The following is a 16,836-nucleotide window of genomic DNA, read 5'->3' as shown; positions in this document are numbered from 1 at the left end:
TCCGCTCACAAAAATTCAGAACTCAGTCCTACATAGATCAATACAGTAACGACCGCAAACCCTGAGAAGAATAACCCTTTTTGAAATCTCGTCCAATTCTTCATCCATCCCCAACGTTTCCGATCCACATCAAACCAAAAGAAATCGGCAATTACTGCTACTACCACAATCAAAAGAGCTGTAAATATTTCCACAGAACACCCCTCCTATAACTTCACGATTCAAGTGACTCACCTTCTCTATACGAACGGCGTTACTATTTGGTTTCAATTTCCAGTATTGGGCTTCACAAACTTTAAGCTAGTTTATGAAAAGAGAGGGATGGGAAAACATAGGTAGAATTTTGAAGAAAGGGAGCTATTTTCAATGTCTTCTACTCCTATGCATAAGCTCAACATATGGTCCGGCCTTCTCTTCGGTATCGGCCTTGCAGCATTTTTGGACGAAGTACTTTTTCACCAGTTGCTGAGATGGCATCACTTCTATGATCAATCGACTACGGATATCGGCCTGATCTCCGATGGATTGTTCCATGCTTTCAGCTGGTTCGCTACCATCGGGGGTTTGTTCCTTCTTGCTGACCTGAGACGAAGGTACAGCTTATCCTGGGGGCGCTGGTGGGGCAGTGTCCTGCTCGGAGCCGGAGCTTTCCAATTGTATGACGGAATCGTGCAGCACAAGCTGATGCAGCTGCACCAGATTCGCTACGTCGAAAATATTCTTCCGTACGATTTGGTGTGGAATATATCTGCGGTCTTCATGATTGCGGGAGGGTTGTTCCTGCTTAAGCGTGGAAAGGGAAACCAGGCCCATGGGTGAACAACAAGGAAATGGAGTCTTTCTTGATGCAATCCTAGCGCTCCCTTTTCTTCTCGCGATCATACTGTACATAGGAGCTGCCCTCTATTCTGATCGTTCCAGGCACCTCCAAAAGTGGCCTGCGCATCGTTATGTGCTCTTTATCCTTGGTGTGGTATGTGCAGGTATTTCTGTAATTGGACCTTTAGCCAATGAAGCACGTATCGATTTCCGCGCTCATATGGTGGGGCATCTACTTCTAGGCATGCTCGCTCCGCTTCTCCTCGTTCTCGCAAGACCCATGACACTTTTGTTACGGACGTTACCTGTAGCGGCTGCAAGGAAGCTTTCTTTTTTTCTCAGAAGTTCGTATGTACGAGTCATCAGTCACCCTATCACAGCATCTGTCCTCAACATAGGCGGGCTATGGGTGCTGTATACGACTGATTTGTACCACATGATGCACGAGCACCTTTGGATCCACGTTCTCGTACACCTGCATGTATTCCTAGCCGGCTATCTGTTCATGATGGCGATGATTTACGTAGAGCCTGTCGCTCATCGTTACAGCTATCTGTACCGGACGATTGTCTTCATATTCGCTCTTGCCGGTCACGGTATTCTGTCGAAGTATCTGTATGCCTCCCCACCTGCAGGCGTACCCCAGGCAGAAGCGGAGACGGGTTCGATGATTATGTATTACGGAGGCGATGTGATTGATGCCATCATTATTTTCCTCCTATGCTTTCATTGGTACAAAGCGACACAGCCAGGTAATAATACTCTTAGCCATGAACCTTCTTAAATGGCTACATGTCACACTCGGGATACTTTTAAGAGCAGAGCGCCTCTGTGGTCATGTAGCCAGATAAAAGCCTAGTCTTATCCCAGCAGGAATCGAAGCCCACGTTACAAGAACAGAAACGAAAAAATAAATGCCAGGTGACTTACTTCGATACACAAATAAGCCGATTAAGAATCCTAACCCCCATATGGGTAAGATCCACAAAAATTCAGGTGCTACCCACGTCTTATCCGTATAGTTCTCCGCAATCGTCCCCTGAGCAAAAAAAGTGGAAATAAGGAACGCCATGGTTCCACTTATAACTGTATTAATCAGGTAGCCCACTTTCATTTTGTTCATCTAATATCCCCCTTTTAATTACCTGGCACATGCATCAGTTCCTTGAGTTTCAAATTATGTAAAAAAAGAGAATCTATTTTACTAGATTCCCTTCGTTCAACTATTTAATCCTCATTCATCTAACATAGCTGACACTTCTTCAAATTCTCGTTGACTTTCCTGGACCTTCTTCTCTTTCGGAGGGAACGATTGATCGAATTCGTCCACTTCCTTATCGTCGGCCTCTAATACGTCGGAAAACACCACATACCCTGAAATGTCGTTCAACGCTCCTTCGTAGAGTGGAAGAGCCAATAGCCCTTTGTAGAACTTCCCATCAGGCATGGATATATCGTACTTCTTCCCTCCAAGAAACCCATACGGTTCATAGTGGTAGGGATACCCGAGAGTCAGGATAGCGCGATGCCCCTGGTCTTTGGCTGCCTGGATTGAATGGGTGATCAGCTTTCTCCCTAGCCCTTTCCCCTGAAAGTCAGGAGCTAAAAATACCGGACCGAAACTGACGGTTCTGTACTCTTCCCCGTCATCAGCGACTATTTTCGAATGGGTATAAAAGATGCCACCAACAATTTCTCCATCCACTTCGATGACAAAGGACAAATCTTTGTTGAAATCTTCGTGATCCCTCATCTTATGGATGACATAATGCTCATGGCATCCTGGAAAATACAGATTCCAGAATGCCTCTCTCGCAACGGTTTCGACTGCTTTATAGTCTTGTGGGTTTTCCTGTCTGATTTGAATCTTCATGAAAAATCTCCTTCCCAAGAAGCGGTCCTCACTTTTTCTTACGTTTTTCTTTCGCGATATTCCGTGCATTCTTCATCCCACCGACATCTTTGAACATCCGCTCCATCTTCTGGTGCTCGATCTGTTTGCTGCTCAGCCCTTCATAGGAAGCTTCGTTCTTCAGTTTGAAGTAGCTGTTCAGCCTTCTTTCTTCAATCAATCCTTCTGCAACGGCTTGTTGCACCGCACATCCAGGTTCATGCATATGGGTACAGTCGTTGAACTTGCAATGCTTCTCGTATTCTTCGATATCAGCAAAAGATTTGGACAGATCCGCGTTCTGAACACCGAGCTCCCTCATTCCGGGAGTGTCGATCAGGACTCCTCCGAGCGGACTCGGAAACATTTCCCGTCCCGTCGTAGCGTGTCTGCCTTTATCCCCTTTGCCGATTTCCTTCGTTTCAAGCATGCCGTCCCCCAGCAATTGATTGATCAGCGTCGATTTTCCTACCCCGGAAGAGCCGATGAAAGCAGCGGTGCTCCCCTCTTTGAGGTAGGGTTCAAATTTGTGTCTATTGTCTTCATAGACCGATGTGGTGAGTACGTCAGAAAAACTGGCGACCCGTTCTACTTCCGGAAGAATCCCATCCAGGTCTTCACTCAAATCCGCTTTCGTCAAAACGATGACAGGAATAGCGCCACTATCCCATGCGATGGAGAGATAACGCTCCAACCGGTTCAAGTTGAAATTCTGATTCAACGACATGCAGATGAAGACATAGTCGATATTAGCAGCAATCACCTGGGCCTGGTCACTGACTCCGACGGCCGTCCGCAAAAATACACTTCTCCGGCTCAAGATATGATGAATGATTGTAGTATCATTCCCGCTCTTCCCAGTGATCATGACATAATCCCCGACAGCCGGGAATTTCGCAAGCTCTTCCGTTTCATACCTGAGTTTCCCGGAAATTTCTGCTGTGTGTTCTCCGTCTTCTGTGACTACTTTATATAAACCCTTATATTGGGCGATGATCCGAGCCAACGCCATGTCTTCATACATAGTCGCTTCATTCATGAATCGTTCTGTAAGTCCGTACGCTTTTAAATTATTCAATGGTAGTACCTCCTAGAGTTTGTTCCGTCTCAGGAAGGAGGCTTTGATTGCTATTTTTTCAAAACCTCCTTCTCTCGAACATTCTCCAGCTTCACTTTATATGTCATCATAAAAACATTCCCCTTTCTCTTTATAATGGTTTAAATATACCAAGCAATGCCATGAGCGACAAGTAACACTGCTTCACTTTTCGTCCTCGATCCTTACATTACGTGTAGGCGTTTGACTATTGGCGTATACGATTTCTACTATCCATACATCGTCCGCTTCCTGAAACTCGGAAGACTTAACAACCGGCATACCGTTTTCGTTTTCCACTTCCGTCAGTGCCTTCTTGATCGCTTCCGCATCCGTCAGATCTGCCGCTTCAGGTTTATCAGCTGGTAAAACGTTGATCTTATTCGGATTTGCCTGGCCAGGATAGGATTCCGCCACAGTATCTGCCCAGACTTCTACCTTCTCCCCTATTTCAATATCTTTAGGCACACCTGAGGCCCAAAGCGCATCATAATGCTTCTGATCATCATTATTGTTCCAACCTTCTGCCTCAGAGGAAACAACAAGGATTCTCCCGTCTTCCTTATCTATCACATATCCTTCGTAATCAGGAAATGAACAACCTGAAAGTACAATCATCACGAAAAAGGTGATAAGTATCTTCTTCATAGGTCGCTCCTTTGTCTTAAATAGGTACACTTCTCCCTGAGACTGAACTATTATTATAGATAACTATATGCCCCTATATCATTTGCTTACAGAGATTTTCTTCAGGACAAACCATAGAAAAATGCCAGGTATCAAACTGATGATCGTTATCCCAGCAAAGAATATGTACAACCATTCATCTACACCCATCTTCAAAAATCCTTTCCGCATCAGCAGGCAGGGACTTCACTTGTTTCAAATAAGCGGTCATGTTCCGGTCCTCATGTTCCGGATAGCTATAAGAAAAGTGTGTAGCCACCTCTCTCGCCAACGTACGGAACAACTCCCCCATGACAAAAAGGAACTTCCACACATTGGCATGCTATCCGTCCGCATAAGTCGCTTTGTATAGCTTCCAATAAGACTCTGGCAACAGGTACTTAAAATAATTGCCTGTCTTCCCCGTCGACACACTGAAATCCGTCTCCACCCCAATCCACCATTCCGTCATCTTATCCAGCTGCGTCCGGATTACACACTCCATCATGAACTTGGCATGAGGAAGCTCGTCACGCCATAGTGCCTTAGCAACGTTCTGCTGACACCACCAGAACTCGTTGCAGGAGGCGAGGTATTCTTCTTCCGTGGGCTGTTTCACATGATAGTCTTCGTCGGTCGGAGGAGGGATGTCCGGGAGGCAGTTGTCTTTATCGAGGAGCGGTACTGTCAGCTTGTCGCTGAGGTAATTCTTTTTCATATACTCTTTCGTTTCGACGTGCAGATCGATTCGGTTGCCGTCTTTGAAAAGCATCAGGTAACCGTAAGAGGAGAGTGAGTCCACATCCTCAGGACCGTGGTCGTTCTTATCGGGTTCCTGATGAATGAGCAACTCTCCGAATCTTTGAATCCAGGTCTTGTCCTGGATGAAAGGTTTGGTGTCTCTCACCACATAAACAATGTCGTAGTCCTGGAAGATATCCGGCGTGATTGTGGAGTTTGTTCGGGATCCGTTCATATAGACGGCGCAGATTCTTTCGTCTTGTTTAGCGGTTTCTAATATGAGGTCCATCATTTCTTTTTCACCTCGCATCTAATCTCACCTCTTTGCTCTAAAAGGTATATAAAAGTGAATAACATTCTATTGATAGCTTTTAAAAACTTCTTTCACGTGCCACTCTGTAAATTCAGGACTAGGCAAATAAATAGTTGAGGCAGGCTTCATTATATCTTTTCCGTGAAAATCAGTAACCAGCGCCTTAAACGGCCCTCTTCCAGTTGCACGATCACTCACCACTATCTCATAGCCAGGAGTAACGGTGAAAATCCCTTTGTCAAAAAGCTTATGGTGAAGCGAGCAAAGAGCCATACCGTTTTCTTCTGTGTCAGGCCCGTGCGCTTCATGCCATTTAATATGAGCCGCTTCCACTGCAACAATCGCTTCGTTCATTTTCGCCTGAAACCCACATACAGCACACCTTTCATCATACGCCTCCATGATTTTTCTTCGAAAAGCAGGGTTTCGTTTCTTATATGTACGAACACCGATATCAAAACCCGTACGTTTCAAAATTTCATCATGCAGCGTTTCCGGGAAATGATTATTAAGAAGAATACTTGCCGCTTCAGATACAACGGATTTATCCATTTGAAAAAGTTGAATCACCTCATCTGTGAACCCACCTAAAATATTGGTGTTTACTAAGTCCCTTTTTCTAACTCGTGCGCCAGCCGTTTCAATATCCGGAGTTACGTACCAGATACCATCATTCTTCAATCGTACAAATGGATCCCAAGTGTTTTGCTCACCTTTTATAGAGGGACCGTACTCATCTAATAGTGAAACAAGATTTTTAGCAGTTTCTTTATACCACAGCTGTTTATTACCTCGAAGGAATTGTCCCAAAGCATAAAGAAGTAGCAATGGTTTGTTAGGAGAACGGCTGTTGTTTCTTCCGCCTTTGTCTGTTTTGATTTTATCCAATTGATTTATTAAATTTCCTTTGTTCATTTCCTCACCTTCTCGCCGCATCTATCTCATTAAAATCAAATTAGCTTTTCTTCTCAAATGGCTAATATCTACCTTGCTTAAACACACTTCGCCAAAAAACAGTAAATTCCTTCCTCTTCTCTCTGTGTACCTACAGCCCAGTGATGCTGTACGATAACATAGCTAAAGATAAATTCCTTTACCTAGTAGAAGTTCACAAATAATTATACAGCATTTTTTAGAAGTGATAGGTTGTAGTCAGTGCTTTTCGGTTCATTCAGAAAGAGGTTTGAACCCTGAGTGGGTCATTCCTGAGTTTACGAACTGCTCGCGCAACTAACTCGAACATGAACGGCCCAGTTAATAATTTGCGGTACACTCAGATGTAAACCTCAAATCTGAATGTACCATAACGTGCCCCTAGATCAGAAAAGACCACCCAAACCCAGGTGGCCTTCTCTACCCTCTATATCTTCACTGCAATCGAGCTCGTAGTCCATTCCCCGAGTTTATCCACGGTCCCTTTCATCCTAAGTCGCTCCACGTACGAAGCGACATGATCATAGAATCAGAGGCTTCCCTTCCGGAGAGTAAGAAGTCGGTGCTCCTTCGTGTCCATCAGGTAGCGGCACTTTCCATCGGCTCCACCATCTCCCCCGATTTTTCAACCAGAAAGATGCAAATGCGACTTCATAGTCATGTTTCCAGACAACAGGCTCCGGGACCTGTCACCCTCCTGCATCGGTAAGCTTCTGGATTCGGTTGAGAATATGTACATGAAGCCCTTCATAGTAACTCTTGATGTTATCACGCCGATGATCATTGGCTACGAAGTACTCTCTCCAGTAGGAAAACGGCAGGGCATTCGGTTCCTTCCCACCAAGGTCTTCCCACCCGAGCATGTAGAGGTCGTTTTTATACACCCCGTATTCCGTCGTGTCTGCGTCTTCATTGTAGATAACTATATCATTCATATTCTATTCCTCCCTGGTTTTGTTATGACAGAAATTCCTGCCTTCCTAGCTATAATCGAAACGGGAACGACTTAGGTGTCAAACTATCGAAAAAAGAACCTCCGATTTTTCAGAGGCTCTTATCATCATTGTTCAGTTGAATTGTATTTCTTTCATATTCTGCTCGGGAACACTTACTCAGCCAATCTTAAAGGGAACTGGAGTTATCCAGGATAACTTTCGTTTACTGAAATCTTTTCTTTCGATTTTAAGGTTTCTTGATGAAATACGTGTCGGCCCTTCGACTTCCAGATAAACTTTTGTAGCAGGATTCCAAGGAGACCAATCATGGCGAGCCCCGCTCCAATAACTCTGAACGCATATAATACGCCAAGCTGACTGATGACGAGACCACCTAAGAGTGGCCCAATGATGAATAGAAGGCTCAACGTGGAGTCGATGATCCCCGACACCCTGCCGATGGCCTCTTTCGGTGGTTCTTTTTGAATCAGGTATTGGATGGCTGTGAAGACGAGTCCATTGCCGATGCCACCGATCAATGCGAAGCCTATGGCTGCAGCGATGAAATTATATTCACTGAGATAACCGAAACCTCCCGTCATGATACCGATCAGAAGGCTTCCGGCACCGAAGAACCATCCATATTTCTGAATCTTCTCCAGTTTGTTCAACAGGACGACCATGAGGAGCGACCCGACACCTATGGCAGAAATCACCCATCCCGTCACGCCTGCTCTCTCTGGGAACACTTCACTGAACAAGGTGACGAGTTGAGCATCTATCATTTGGATCACCAACGTGCTGACAATCCCGAACAGGATACTCGCAAAAAGGATTCTACTGTGGATGACGAATGTCCAGCCTTCCTTCCAGGAGGCCAGGAACCCTGATTTTTCAGAAGCAGCTTCCTCCTCTTCACCCGTGGGTTGTCGATGTTTAACAGAGACACGAGTGAGAATGACGCCGGACAACAGAAAGGAGAAGGCGTTGATAGCAATCGAGAATTGTGGGGATAACGCTCCCGCTACAGATCCTCCAAGAAGCGGGCCTACCACCTTGACCAACTGAAAGAGACTCCCGTTGATTGTCACAGCCTTCATCAGATCTTCTTCCTCTACAATGCTTCGCATCAACCCCTGCTGGGCCGGAAGACTGATTACGCCTACGGTATTACGAAGTAGAAGCACTGGCAGCGCAAACATAGGTGAGCCCGTAAACACAAGAAGAAAGGTCAACCCGGCTCTTATCCAATCAGAATGGACGAGAATCTTAAGTTTATTTCTCCGATCTGCAAAGACGCCCGCAAATTGTCCGAGAAGTATACTCGGAATGGCATACATGACAGGGATAAGAGCAATGAGCATCGGCTCCGCTTCCCACGTATACCTGAATAAAATGAGCACCGCTACAAAGTCGAACCAGTTCCCTAAATTCGAAAGGAGATTGGCTGAAAAATATTTGATGAAATTCCGGTCTTTCCAGATCGCACTCTTTTCTTTCATATCTGATACCTCCCGCATGATCACTTCATTATGAGCATAACGGGTGAATGTCAGAGGAATATCAGAGGGGAACTTTTTTGTCTCATTTTAAGTGAAATTCAAGCTCGTTTCCGATTTTCTTTTCTAAATGGAAGAGGTCGTGTTCTCTCGTATACGTCTCCCAAGCACGTTGGAAATAAGGAAGCAGCTCTTTTTCAAACCCGAACTCTTGGATAAAGAAATGGATGATATTCAGGTTGATGAACATCCCCGGGATGTACTTGGCTTCCCTGAATTGATCGAATCCCTGGTCAAAGAAACGTTTGGCTTCTGTCGGCTCATTCCTGAAAAGAGAATAGATACCCTTAGTGATAACAAAACTGGCTTCTTCTCTCGAGAAAGGGTAATCCACGAGGACAGCTTCCATGTCCGCCATGTTCCTATCGATGTCACCACGGTCGCCTCGAAGCAAAGAAAGATAGATTTCTGTTAAGGTGACCAGGGGAATGAAACCTTCCAGGTTCTGCTCGTAGACTTCTTTCTTAGAGTGACCAAGCAGAGTTTCCGCTTCCTCCAGCTGACCGGTGAAAATCAGAAGCGACAGACGGTTCAGCAGCTTGATTTCCAGGCGTTGATAATCAGGAAGCTCTTCCGCCTGCATAGCTTTAATGAAATAATCCAGTGCTTGCCTTTTGTCCTCTGTCAAATAAGAATAGATGTGCAGGAGGTAATAGCACTTCTCCCAAAAGGAAGCCTCCTCCGTCTCCACAAACCATCTGAAATTTCCCTTCATAAAGTGGAGATAAAGGCGCCTCTCGAGATCGAGCTCGAAGCCGAGTGCGTTCTGATTATCTTCTAGCAGCTTCAAGGCATCTCCCTGACCATAAAGATGATATTTATGGAAAAGCATATTCACGTGCGAAGACAATTCTTCATCCTGCAGCAAAGGACTCTCCCTTTCGTCTTCCTTAATTTTCAGGGCATACCCCTGTCCTCTGATCGTCTCAATCGTGACTATAGAAGACCACGCTTCGAGCTTCTTACGGATACGATAGATGTGATCATCGACGGTCCTGTCGGTAGGCATATCTGCCGGCCATATGGCATCAAGCAGTTCGTCTCTGGTAAAGATCCGTGACGGTCTCTCGTACAGAAACCGGAACAATCGATATTCTTTCGGCAGCAGAACGATTTCGTCTGAACGGTATTTGATTGTAAGGTCCTTATCGGAAAACTTGAGTTTGTCCATCAGCTTCACCTTCGAGGTAAGTATAGTAGGTATCTCTTACATAGGTAATACATCTACACCGCTTTCTATTGACGCCGTTCATGTTTTCTTATCCTCTTCTTTATTAGAACGATAGAAAAACCTCGATACCAACACCCCAACGATTCCGAGCCCGATGAACAACAACCCACGGACAGTCGCATCGATGTAAGCAATATCTACGAGGAACGCTTTTGCTACGGTAATGAAAATCCACAGAATCGAAAAGAGACGAAGCGGCTTCTTATCCTTGACTATTCCTGCCGTCAACGTCGCAACAGCGAATAGAGTCCAACTTACAGAAACTAGTACATCACGGTAATCGAAAAGGTGCTGCTCACCGATCTGATAAGCTATTTGCGTTAATGTAAGGAGAGCGTACCCAATACTCAGAGATGCAAATGCATAAATCCCGAAACGCTGAACATCGCCTGGTAGAGCATCTCCTTCCTGATGGCGACGGAAAAGACGATAAGCCAGAAACGATACGACAGCGACTACAAGACCTTCCCAGACAGAAGTATCCCACACCGTTTCGATATATTGTATATGGTCGAGCGTCCATAATGCCCCTACTGCGAAGAACAAAGAGGCAAGGATAGTATGAATACGACTGTTGATTCCGAATCCAAGGCGATAGAGGGCAATGGCTTCCATCAGTAATAGAATCGTGTATCCCTCATAGTTGAAGATACGGAATAGTTCCAACATAGCCAGCACTACCGCAAATAGCGTATATAAGTGAAAGAGAATCCCCTGTTTTCTTCGATTTTGGTAAGCGATCCAGCCGTACAGGAGGATTCCTCCGATCAGAAAGGTGTCAAGTACGGAGAATGTGAGGGTCATCCAACCAAACTCATACATATAAGAAGAGAATATTCGCGTGGCGTACAGCCACATCAACGCTGTCACCAATGTAAGAGATAGAAGGGTTCCTTTCGCCCTTGATGCCCTATTCGTACGGAACATCCCTACAGAAAGACACACATGGATTCCTACAACGGTCAAAGCAAATATATCTTCGTTTTCCAGTGGGCCTACCCCGTTTCGTGCTGAGTCGAATATTGCTGAAGCTCCTTCATAAACAGCGAACGTAAGGGCCGGAAGCAATGTCGTTGCGTATAAGAGGAATGTATAATCCTTCCTCCACGCATACAGACCTAATACGACAAGGAGCACTAGTTCATAGGAGAAAAATATAAAGAAGTTCCCTTCTTCCCCACCCACGAGGAATGGAACGAAGAACCCGGTCACTGTCAGAAGAACAGCGAGCGTCTGAGACTTGTATAGATGAGACAGGTACAGACCTACGCCGATTCCCAGGCCATACAAAGAGAAAGAGAGCGATGCAGGAATCATTTCATAAAGAATCGTTCCGGCGAACGTAGAAAATATCCATATACCTGCCCCACCACCGATCAGACTGATGCCGAGGCCTTTACGCTGTTTTTTTATTTGATAGACGCCTGTGAGGGTCAGTCCTACAGCTGAAACGAACCCTATCAGGATACGTATCGGTTCCGTAATCCAGTTATTCTCGACAGCGGATTGGAAGGCCGATACCACTCCGATCAACAAGACGATGATGAACACACGTGGGAGCCATACCTGGCCTATCAAAGATTCCCAGTCTTTCTCTCTTACTCTTGACTTGTGCTTTTTCTTTACCTCTGCTTTTTCGCGAGGAGGTGTCTTGCCAGTTGTTTCTGAAGACTCCAATGTTTCTTCGCTTTCTTTCGAAGTGACTTCTTTTTCTTCGAGAAGCGACCTGATTTCCTTCATTTCCGCTTCCAGGTGATCCATCCGTTCTGATAATCGCTGGTAGTATTCCTCTTCCTTCATCAAGACTCCCCCCTCTTTCTCAGTTCGACATAGGTCACCCTTTTCTTCCGTCGAATATTGTAAAAGTACTCCTGCCTCGTCCACAGTCATAGATTAAGGGATCCTTAGAATCCCAGACCAGTATAAAAAGAAATCATTTGATATATGGCTATGCAGAATCCCAGAATACTGGCTTTCGTTTTGGCTGGATGATTCCTTTTTCCATTCCTCATATATATCAGTATTAGTAGAAACCCGAAAGGAAACAAGAGTTTGAACATCCCCTCTTCCGTGCTGTGTTGGTAAATAGGAGTAATGTATGTACTGATAAAAAAATAAAGGAAGACCTTATAACGACCAGTTTCCAACTCTTTGCTCCACTTCACTAAAATGAGGATGACCACAATCGCTATAATGGTGACAGGTAGTGGAGGTAAAAAGATTGATAAATCTCCCCATTCAAATTTCACTTGGATACCTCCTTCCTAGTAACAGGGTTCAACTACGCTCCTTAAACTCTTCATACCTCCACCCTTTCTTTTTCTTCATGAATTGATATAGTTCATTTAATAAAAGGACCAGTATGATACAGACAATGAAGAGGTTCCCCTCCATGGAAAAAGCCGCTTCCGGATTGCTCCCCGGAAGGAGATTGACCAAAAACCATAGACAGTACAAATAAGTAAAAAGAGAGATAGAAACTTTCTCGCTTCTCACCTCCCTATTTTTATTCAAGAAACGGGATGTGACTAATTCCGCAAGAAAGACCACGCCCATCACGCCAAACAGTAAGGACCACGTAAGAGTATCTAAAATAATGAACTCAGGATAGTATTCTTTGATAATGACTAAAGAAAAAGTAACTACCATAGCCGTTGTAAGAATATTATTAAGTAAGATATGGTGACCTCCTTTTCAGGAATAATTCGTCGAATGTTGGAAATTTCCTCCTTCGCATCTTGCATGGGACGAAGGTTGGCGGTAGTGATTGAGTTTTGCGGTACATTCAAGTCGCAGAATTCGGTTTGAATGGTTCATTCCAGAATTAATGAACCGTTCGTTCCATTTTTATTGAGGATGAGTGGTTCTATTCATAAGTTATGGAACGCTCAGAGGAAAAACTTACAACCGAACGTACCGCAACTCTCCCCCACTTAATCATTTTATCTAAATAAAATCAGATGTTCCCAACCCAATCGAGCAATCCAGCTGCGAATAAAACAATCACCAATACTGACAGGAATGCTACCTGACTGAGAGTGAAAATATAATCATTTCTGTTTTCTGCATGTTTCCATTCCATGAAAGCTCTGCCCAACTGTGTCACCAGTACAAAGAGGAAAACCAACACATACGGTTCCAGTAACCAAAACACCTGTCCAGAAGGAGTCGTTCCAGCAATCAGAACTCCAACGAGCAGGGTGACTATAAAAATTGCCCTGAGTGTCCATTCCACTTTCCTATGCGTATCGCTCAGGTAGTCAGTTGGAAATAAGCTTTTTTTCTCCACATTCAATAGCTTTCTCATAGCAGTATCAAACAGAGAACCAAACAGAACGAAAATGCCGAGGAACACGATTGATTGCAACCAAAACATTGGACTGTTTCCATACATAGCTGTCCCTCCGTGATTATGTAATCATCTAAAAGAAAGCCTTACTTCTAACTATCTTTTAATCTCCTCATACTGAAAGCTTTGACGAACCCCCAACCTGTAAGCCCTCCCAGGAAAATGAGTACAATACTATCAGAACTTCCCGTAAACAAATAACCTATGGTGCTTATCATCATAATCATTAATAGTTCTTTGAGGATTTCCATTCATCTGCTCCCTTGCGTGGGTTCACCAAGTTCATTTCATTTAGTCTTACGAATCACTACGTACCATATAGGAAATACGACTATAGCGATCGGGATATAATAAAGGAGTTCCGACCCATCTAAATTTCCCCTGACTATGGAAGATATCGCAAAACCTAATAGAGTACCTAAAATGAAACTTAACAGAAGTCTAATTTCTAAGCCCTCCCCCTTTTTATAAATTATCTAAAACGATAATTGCCGTTTTAGATAGAGAGCCAATTACATAATAGTTCTATTTTTCTCCTTTAGAGTCAGCCAATCTACTTAAGTTTCTTGTAAACAGTAAGAATAAAGGCATAAAAATAAGTCGTCCGATAAACCATCCTATTTCTCCGTTCCTTAAATCTGCAAAGTACCCCCAAACTATCGCAATAGCAAGACCTACCAATATGGCTTCCATATTACTTTTACTCAATTTGCTATCCCCTTCAAACGAATCTCTATGTAGTATTCCTATCTAATAGTATTCTTCGATAGGAGTTAATTAATAATTTACTCTCTAGCCCCAGCCATAATAGTAGAGAAGGCAGGAATGCAACTAATAACGGATAGTTAGGTCCATGCCAACCCAATATATACAGAAAAGGTAGTTTGAAAGCGAAAACTACACTGCCAATTAAAGATTGAAGCTCATAGTCGAAATACTGAACATATAGAGCCAGTGAAAAATTGAAAATGAAAACTAACAGGACAGACGATAAGTTTTTATACCGAGAGTGATGATCGGTGAGTAAGAATCCTCCAACATAATGAAGTAGTATCATTAGAATAAAAGCAACGAACACACCTTCGTTCTTTGAAGTGTTCCATGTAGCTGCAATTGTTCCTAAGCCAATCATAATTATGCAAGTATGATATACGAACGGTTTGATATTAATTTCAAGCACGTCAGTAAAACTCAATGGTCCTCCACACGCTCACTGATCCATTCCTGTTCTGATAATCGGGTTAAGCCGGTTGAGACTACTTTGATGATCAGAATAAACATAACCACTAGTGCAGCGTCTGCTACATAAGACATAAACCATGCAAAGTTGAATGTACTTTCTGAAGGTTGACCTCCCAAAAAAGAATTCAAGATCGATGTGCCTAACAACAATATGTAATAGACCGGGGTATAATCCGCTAACTTTTTTCCGATTTCATTCTCCGAGGTTTCTTTTTTAAAGTATTTCGCCATCGTAGAGTAAATGTTCCATAGACCATAAAAGTTGTAAATCGGGATCAATACACGAGCTAAAGCACCACCTGGTGTAATAGGGTATGTTTCATCCATTTCCCGCAATTCAGAATGCACATTATATAGCCAATAGAGGTAGATAATCCTGTAGACGATTACGATTGCTCCTGATATATGAGCAATGATTCCATCATAAGTTAGAAAGGTTTCTCCAAGCCCCACCATCGAGCCGATCACTATATTCACCATAAGTAGAGCAATGAATCCTATATCCACCCACAGAAATTTCGTTAATATGTTTCCTATATTCCTGGATTTCAAAGTCATCCGATTTTCTCCTTTGTATACTTAAATCTTTCCTCAAATTAATGAACCGTCTTCCACCTGAATAATTTTACTGAAGCCTGCTTTTCAACTGTTCTTCATTACTAGAGTCCTCTTTTGATAACTTGATCAGACCAGTAGATACTAAGTTCACAATCAAGATATACGTCACTATCAATGCTGCGTCCACTATGTAAGATAGTAGCCATCCTAAGCTGACTGATTCTTCAGCTGGCCACGTTCCTAAGTAAAAATTTATGGTAGACGATACGAGATAAAGAACGTACAAGATCGGAATACGATTCGCTAATTTTGTTCCTAAGTTCTTTTCCGCCAAGTGGTTTTTGAAATGATGCGACATCGTAGAATAGACTTTCCATATTCCATATATATTGTAAATGGGAATAAGGACGCGAAGCACTGATCCGCCTGGAGTAATGGGATATGATTCATCCCTTTCTCGCAAGCTAATGTGCACATCATACAGCCAGAAAAGATAGATTCCTCCGTAAACGATCGCGTTTAAAGTTATTACGATGAAAAGCAATTCATGGGAAACAAAACCTTCTCCAGATCCGTTTACTATTCCAGTAGTTATATTCGTTATCAATACAAGGGTAAGTCCAAGACCGATACAAAGAAACGTTTTCAACAATCTTCCTGTCCACGGAAAGTTCGAATTACTACTGATCCAAAACACCTCCCTCCTTTTACTTACGAATGAGAGTGGGCCTCCGTTTCAAAATCTCCAAAAATTTGCAATGAATTCACATCGAAAAATTCAATTTTCTATTGGTTTAATAACGAATCTCATATGTTCCAAATCCCAAATATCTTCCTGGGTATTCGTTTCGACTATTACCAGAAGTTTGTCCCCCGTTTCATAAGATTGAATCTCATCCGCAGGAATTTCGTAGATGTTTCCTTTCTTTCTTGATTCCGGGGCATTGTATTCCTTCATGACCAGCATATTGTCTTCCGTTCGAATTTCTTCAACAGTCCCTGTGAATCTAAAACTCTCATACCAATCTACGGTGTCATCGCCATAGCAGCCCATCAGAATCAATATTACGAAGAGGACGCTGATAGATATCTTTATTCGTTTCATATGATGCCCCCTTACTTTACTTTTCTGTCCTAAGATATTCTATCTGGATCTAATTTTGCCGACTAGAAATCCGAGAGAAAACACCAGTAACATTGATAGGTAGGAAATGATTGTAATAGTTGTTCCGTACAACCCTCCTGAAAACCACAAAGTCAACCTAGTACCGGACCATAAAAATGAATGCATGTAATATTGACTGATCAGTGCCAGGAACATGTTTCTACTCTCGTCATTCAGAAGCACGAATTGCCACAAATATAGGGCAAATGAAAGAAGCCATATACTATTTCCGATAATGAAATTCTTGATATTGTTTCCTCTTAAATGGGGAGTTTTCATCCCGACCCAGAACCAGAATACTGTAAAGACAAGTTGGCTCAGTAATGGAGGAATCACTA

16 protein-coding genes and 1 pseudogene are annotated in these 16,836 nt (G+C 43.3%); 2 read left to right on the top strand and 15 right to left on the bottom strand.

The genetic code is table 11. The features are described 5' to 3' along the window. Nucleotides 1-5 precede the first annotated feature (5 nt). On the bottom strand, nt 6-194 hold the full coding sequence (locus BLQ44_RS03405) for a hypothetical protein (RefSeq protein WP_093192115.1): 189 nt from the start codon (nt 192-194) through the stop codon (nt 6-8). 172 nt (nt 195-366) lie between these two features. On the opposite strand from BLQ44_RS03405, the gene BLQ44_RS03400 reads away from it, so the two are divergent. Further along, nucleotides 367-819 (top strand): DUF2243 domain-containing protein, encoded by a 453-nt coding sequence (locus tag BLQ44_RS03400; RefSeq protein ID WP_093192113.1) that lies wholly within the window; start codon nt 367-369, stop codon nt 817-819. Beyond that, nucleotides 812-1,603 carry a cytochrome c oxidase assembly protein gene (locus BLQ44_RS03395; RefSeq protein WP_093192111.1) on the top strand — a complete coding sequence of 264 codons (792 nt, stop codon included), beginning with the start codon at nt 812-814 and terminating at the stop codon, nt 1,601-1,603. Before BLQ44_RS03400 ends, BLQ44_RS03395 begins: the two co-directional genes overlap by 8 nt. A gap of 51 nt (nt 1,604-1,654) precedes the next feature. Here the strand turns inward: BLQ44_RS03395 and BLQ44_RS03390 are convergent, their stop codons facing one another. The 14 genes and pseudogenes from BLQ44_RS03390 to BLQ44_RS03305 form a co-directional block, all read right to left on the bottom strand. Beyond that, a complete protein-coding gene (locus BLQ44_RS03390; RefSeq protein ID WP_093192109.1) occupies nt 1,655-1,942 on the bottom strand; it encodes a hypothetical protein in 288 nt (95 codons plus the stop codon). A 111-nt stretch (nt 1,943-2,053) separates the two neighbouring features. Continuing rightward, nucleotides 2,054-2,692 (bottom strand): GNAT family N-acetyltransferase, encoded by a 639-nt coding sequence (locus tag BLQ44_RS03385; protein ID WP_093192107.1) that lies wholly within the window; start codon nt 2,690-2,692, stop codon nt 2,054-2,056. Between the two features lie 28 nt (nt 2,693-2,720). Next, nucleotides 2,721-3,788, bottom strand: coding sequence for a ribosome small subunit-dependent GTPase A (rsgA, locus tag BLQ44_RS03380; protein ID WP_218118998.1), 1,068 nt, complete (start codon nt 3,786-3,788; stop codon nt 2,721-2,723). 183 nt (nt 3,789-3,971) lie between these two features. Continuing rightward, nucleotides 3,972-4,454 carry a DUF3221 domain-containing protein gene (locus BLQ44_RS03375; protein ID WP_093192105.1) on the bottom strand — a complete coding sequence of 161 codons (483 nt, stop codon included), beginning with the start codon at nt 4,452-4,454 and terminating at the stop codon, nt 3,972-3,974. Between the two features lie 175 nt (nt 4,455-4,629). After that, nucleotides 4,630-5,523 (bottom strand): annotated as a pseudogene (locus BLQ44_RS03370) (aminoglycoside 6-adenylyltransferase). Nucleotides 5,524-5,571: 48 nt separating this feature from the next. Continuing rightward, nucleotides 5,572-6,441, bottom strand: coding sequence for a phosphorothioated DNA-binding restriction endonuclease (locus BLQ44_RS03365; RefSeq protein WP_176757410.1), 870 nt, complete (start codon nt 6,439-6,441; stop codon nt 5,572-5,574). A 707-nt stretch (nt 6,442-7,148) separates the two neighbouring features. After that, complete coding sequence (locus tag BLQ44_RS03360; protein ID WP_093192101.1) at nt 7,149-7,394, bottom strand: hypothetical protein; 246 nt, start codon at nt 7,392-7,394, stop codon at nt 7,149-7,151. A gap of 203 nt (nt 7,395-7,597) precedes the next feature. Then, nucleotides 7,598-8,896 carry an MFS transporter gene (locus BLQ44_RS03355; protein ID WP_176757409.1) on the bottom strand — a complete coding sequence of 433 codons (1,299 nt, stop codon included), beginning with the start codon at nt 8,894-8,896 and terminating at the stop codon, nt 7,598-7,600. An 82-nt stretch (nt 8,897-8,978) separates the two neighbouring features. Continuing rightward, entirely contained in the window at nt 8,979-10,124 is a 1,146-nt protein-coding gene (locus tag BLQ44_RS03350; RefSeq protein ID WP_093192097.1) for a winged helix-turn-helix domain-containing protein, read from the bottom strand. Nucleotides 10,125-10,202: 78 nt separating this feature from the next. Next, nucleotides 10,203-11,984, bottom strand: coding sequence for a DUF2339 domain-containing protein (locus BLQ44_RS03345; RefSeq protein WP_176757408.1), 1,782 nt, complete (start codon nt 11,982-11,984; stop codon nt 10,203-10,205). A 104-nt stretch (nt 11,985-12,088) separates the two neighbouring features. Further along, complete coding sequence (locus tag BLQ44_RS03340; protein ID WP_093192093.1) at nt 12,089-12,433, bottom strand: hypothetical protein; 345 nt, start codon at nt 12,431-12,433, stop codon at nt 12,089-12,091. 707 nt (nt 12,434-13,140) lie between these two features. Further along, on the bottom strand, nt 13,141-13,578 hold the full coding sequence (locus BLQ44_RS03330) for a DUF4181 domain-containing protein (RefSeq protein WP_093192089.1): 438 nt from the start codon (nt 13,576-13,578) through the stop codon (nt 13,141-13,143). A 1,146-nt stretch (nt 13,579-14,724) separates the two neighbouring features. Continuing rightward, nucleotides 14,725-15,333, bottom strand: a complete 609-nt coding sequence (locus tag BLQ44_RS03315) for a hypothetical protein (protein WP_093192082.1) — start codon at nt 15,331-15,333, stop codon at nt 14,725-14,727. 778 nt (nt 15,334-16,111) lie between these two features. After that, a complete protein-coding gene (locus BLQ44_RS03305) occupies nt 16,112-16,438 on the bottom strand; it encodes a hypothetical protein (protein ID WP_093192078.1) in 327 nt (108 codons plus the stop codon). Between the last annotated feature and the right edge of the window lie 398 nt (nt 16,439-16,836).

It is taken from the genome of Salimicrobium halophilum (assembly GCF_900100295.1).
Lineage (GTDB): Bacteria > Bacillota > Bacilli > Bacillales > Halobacillaceae > Salimicrobium > Salimicrobium halophilum.
This window is presented reverse-complemented; position numbering and strand designations above follow the sequence as displayed.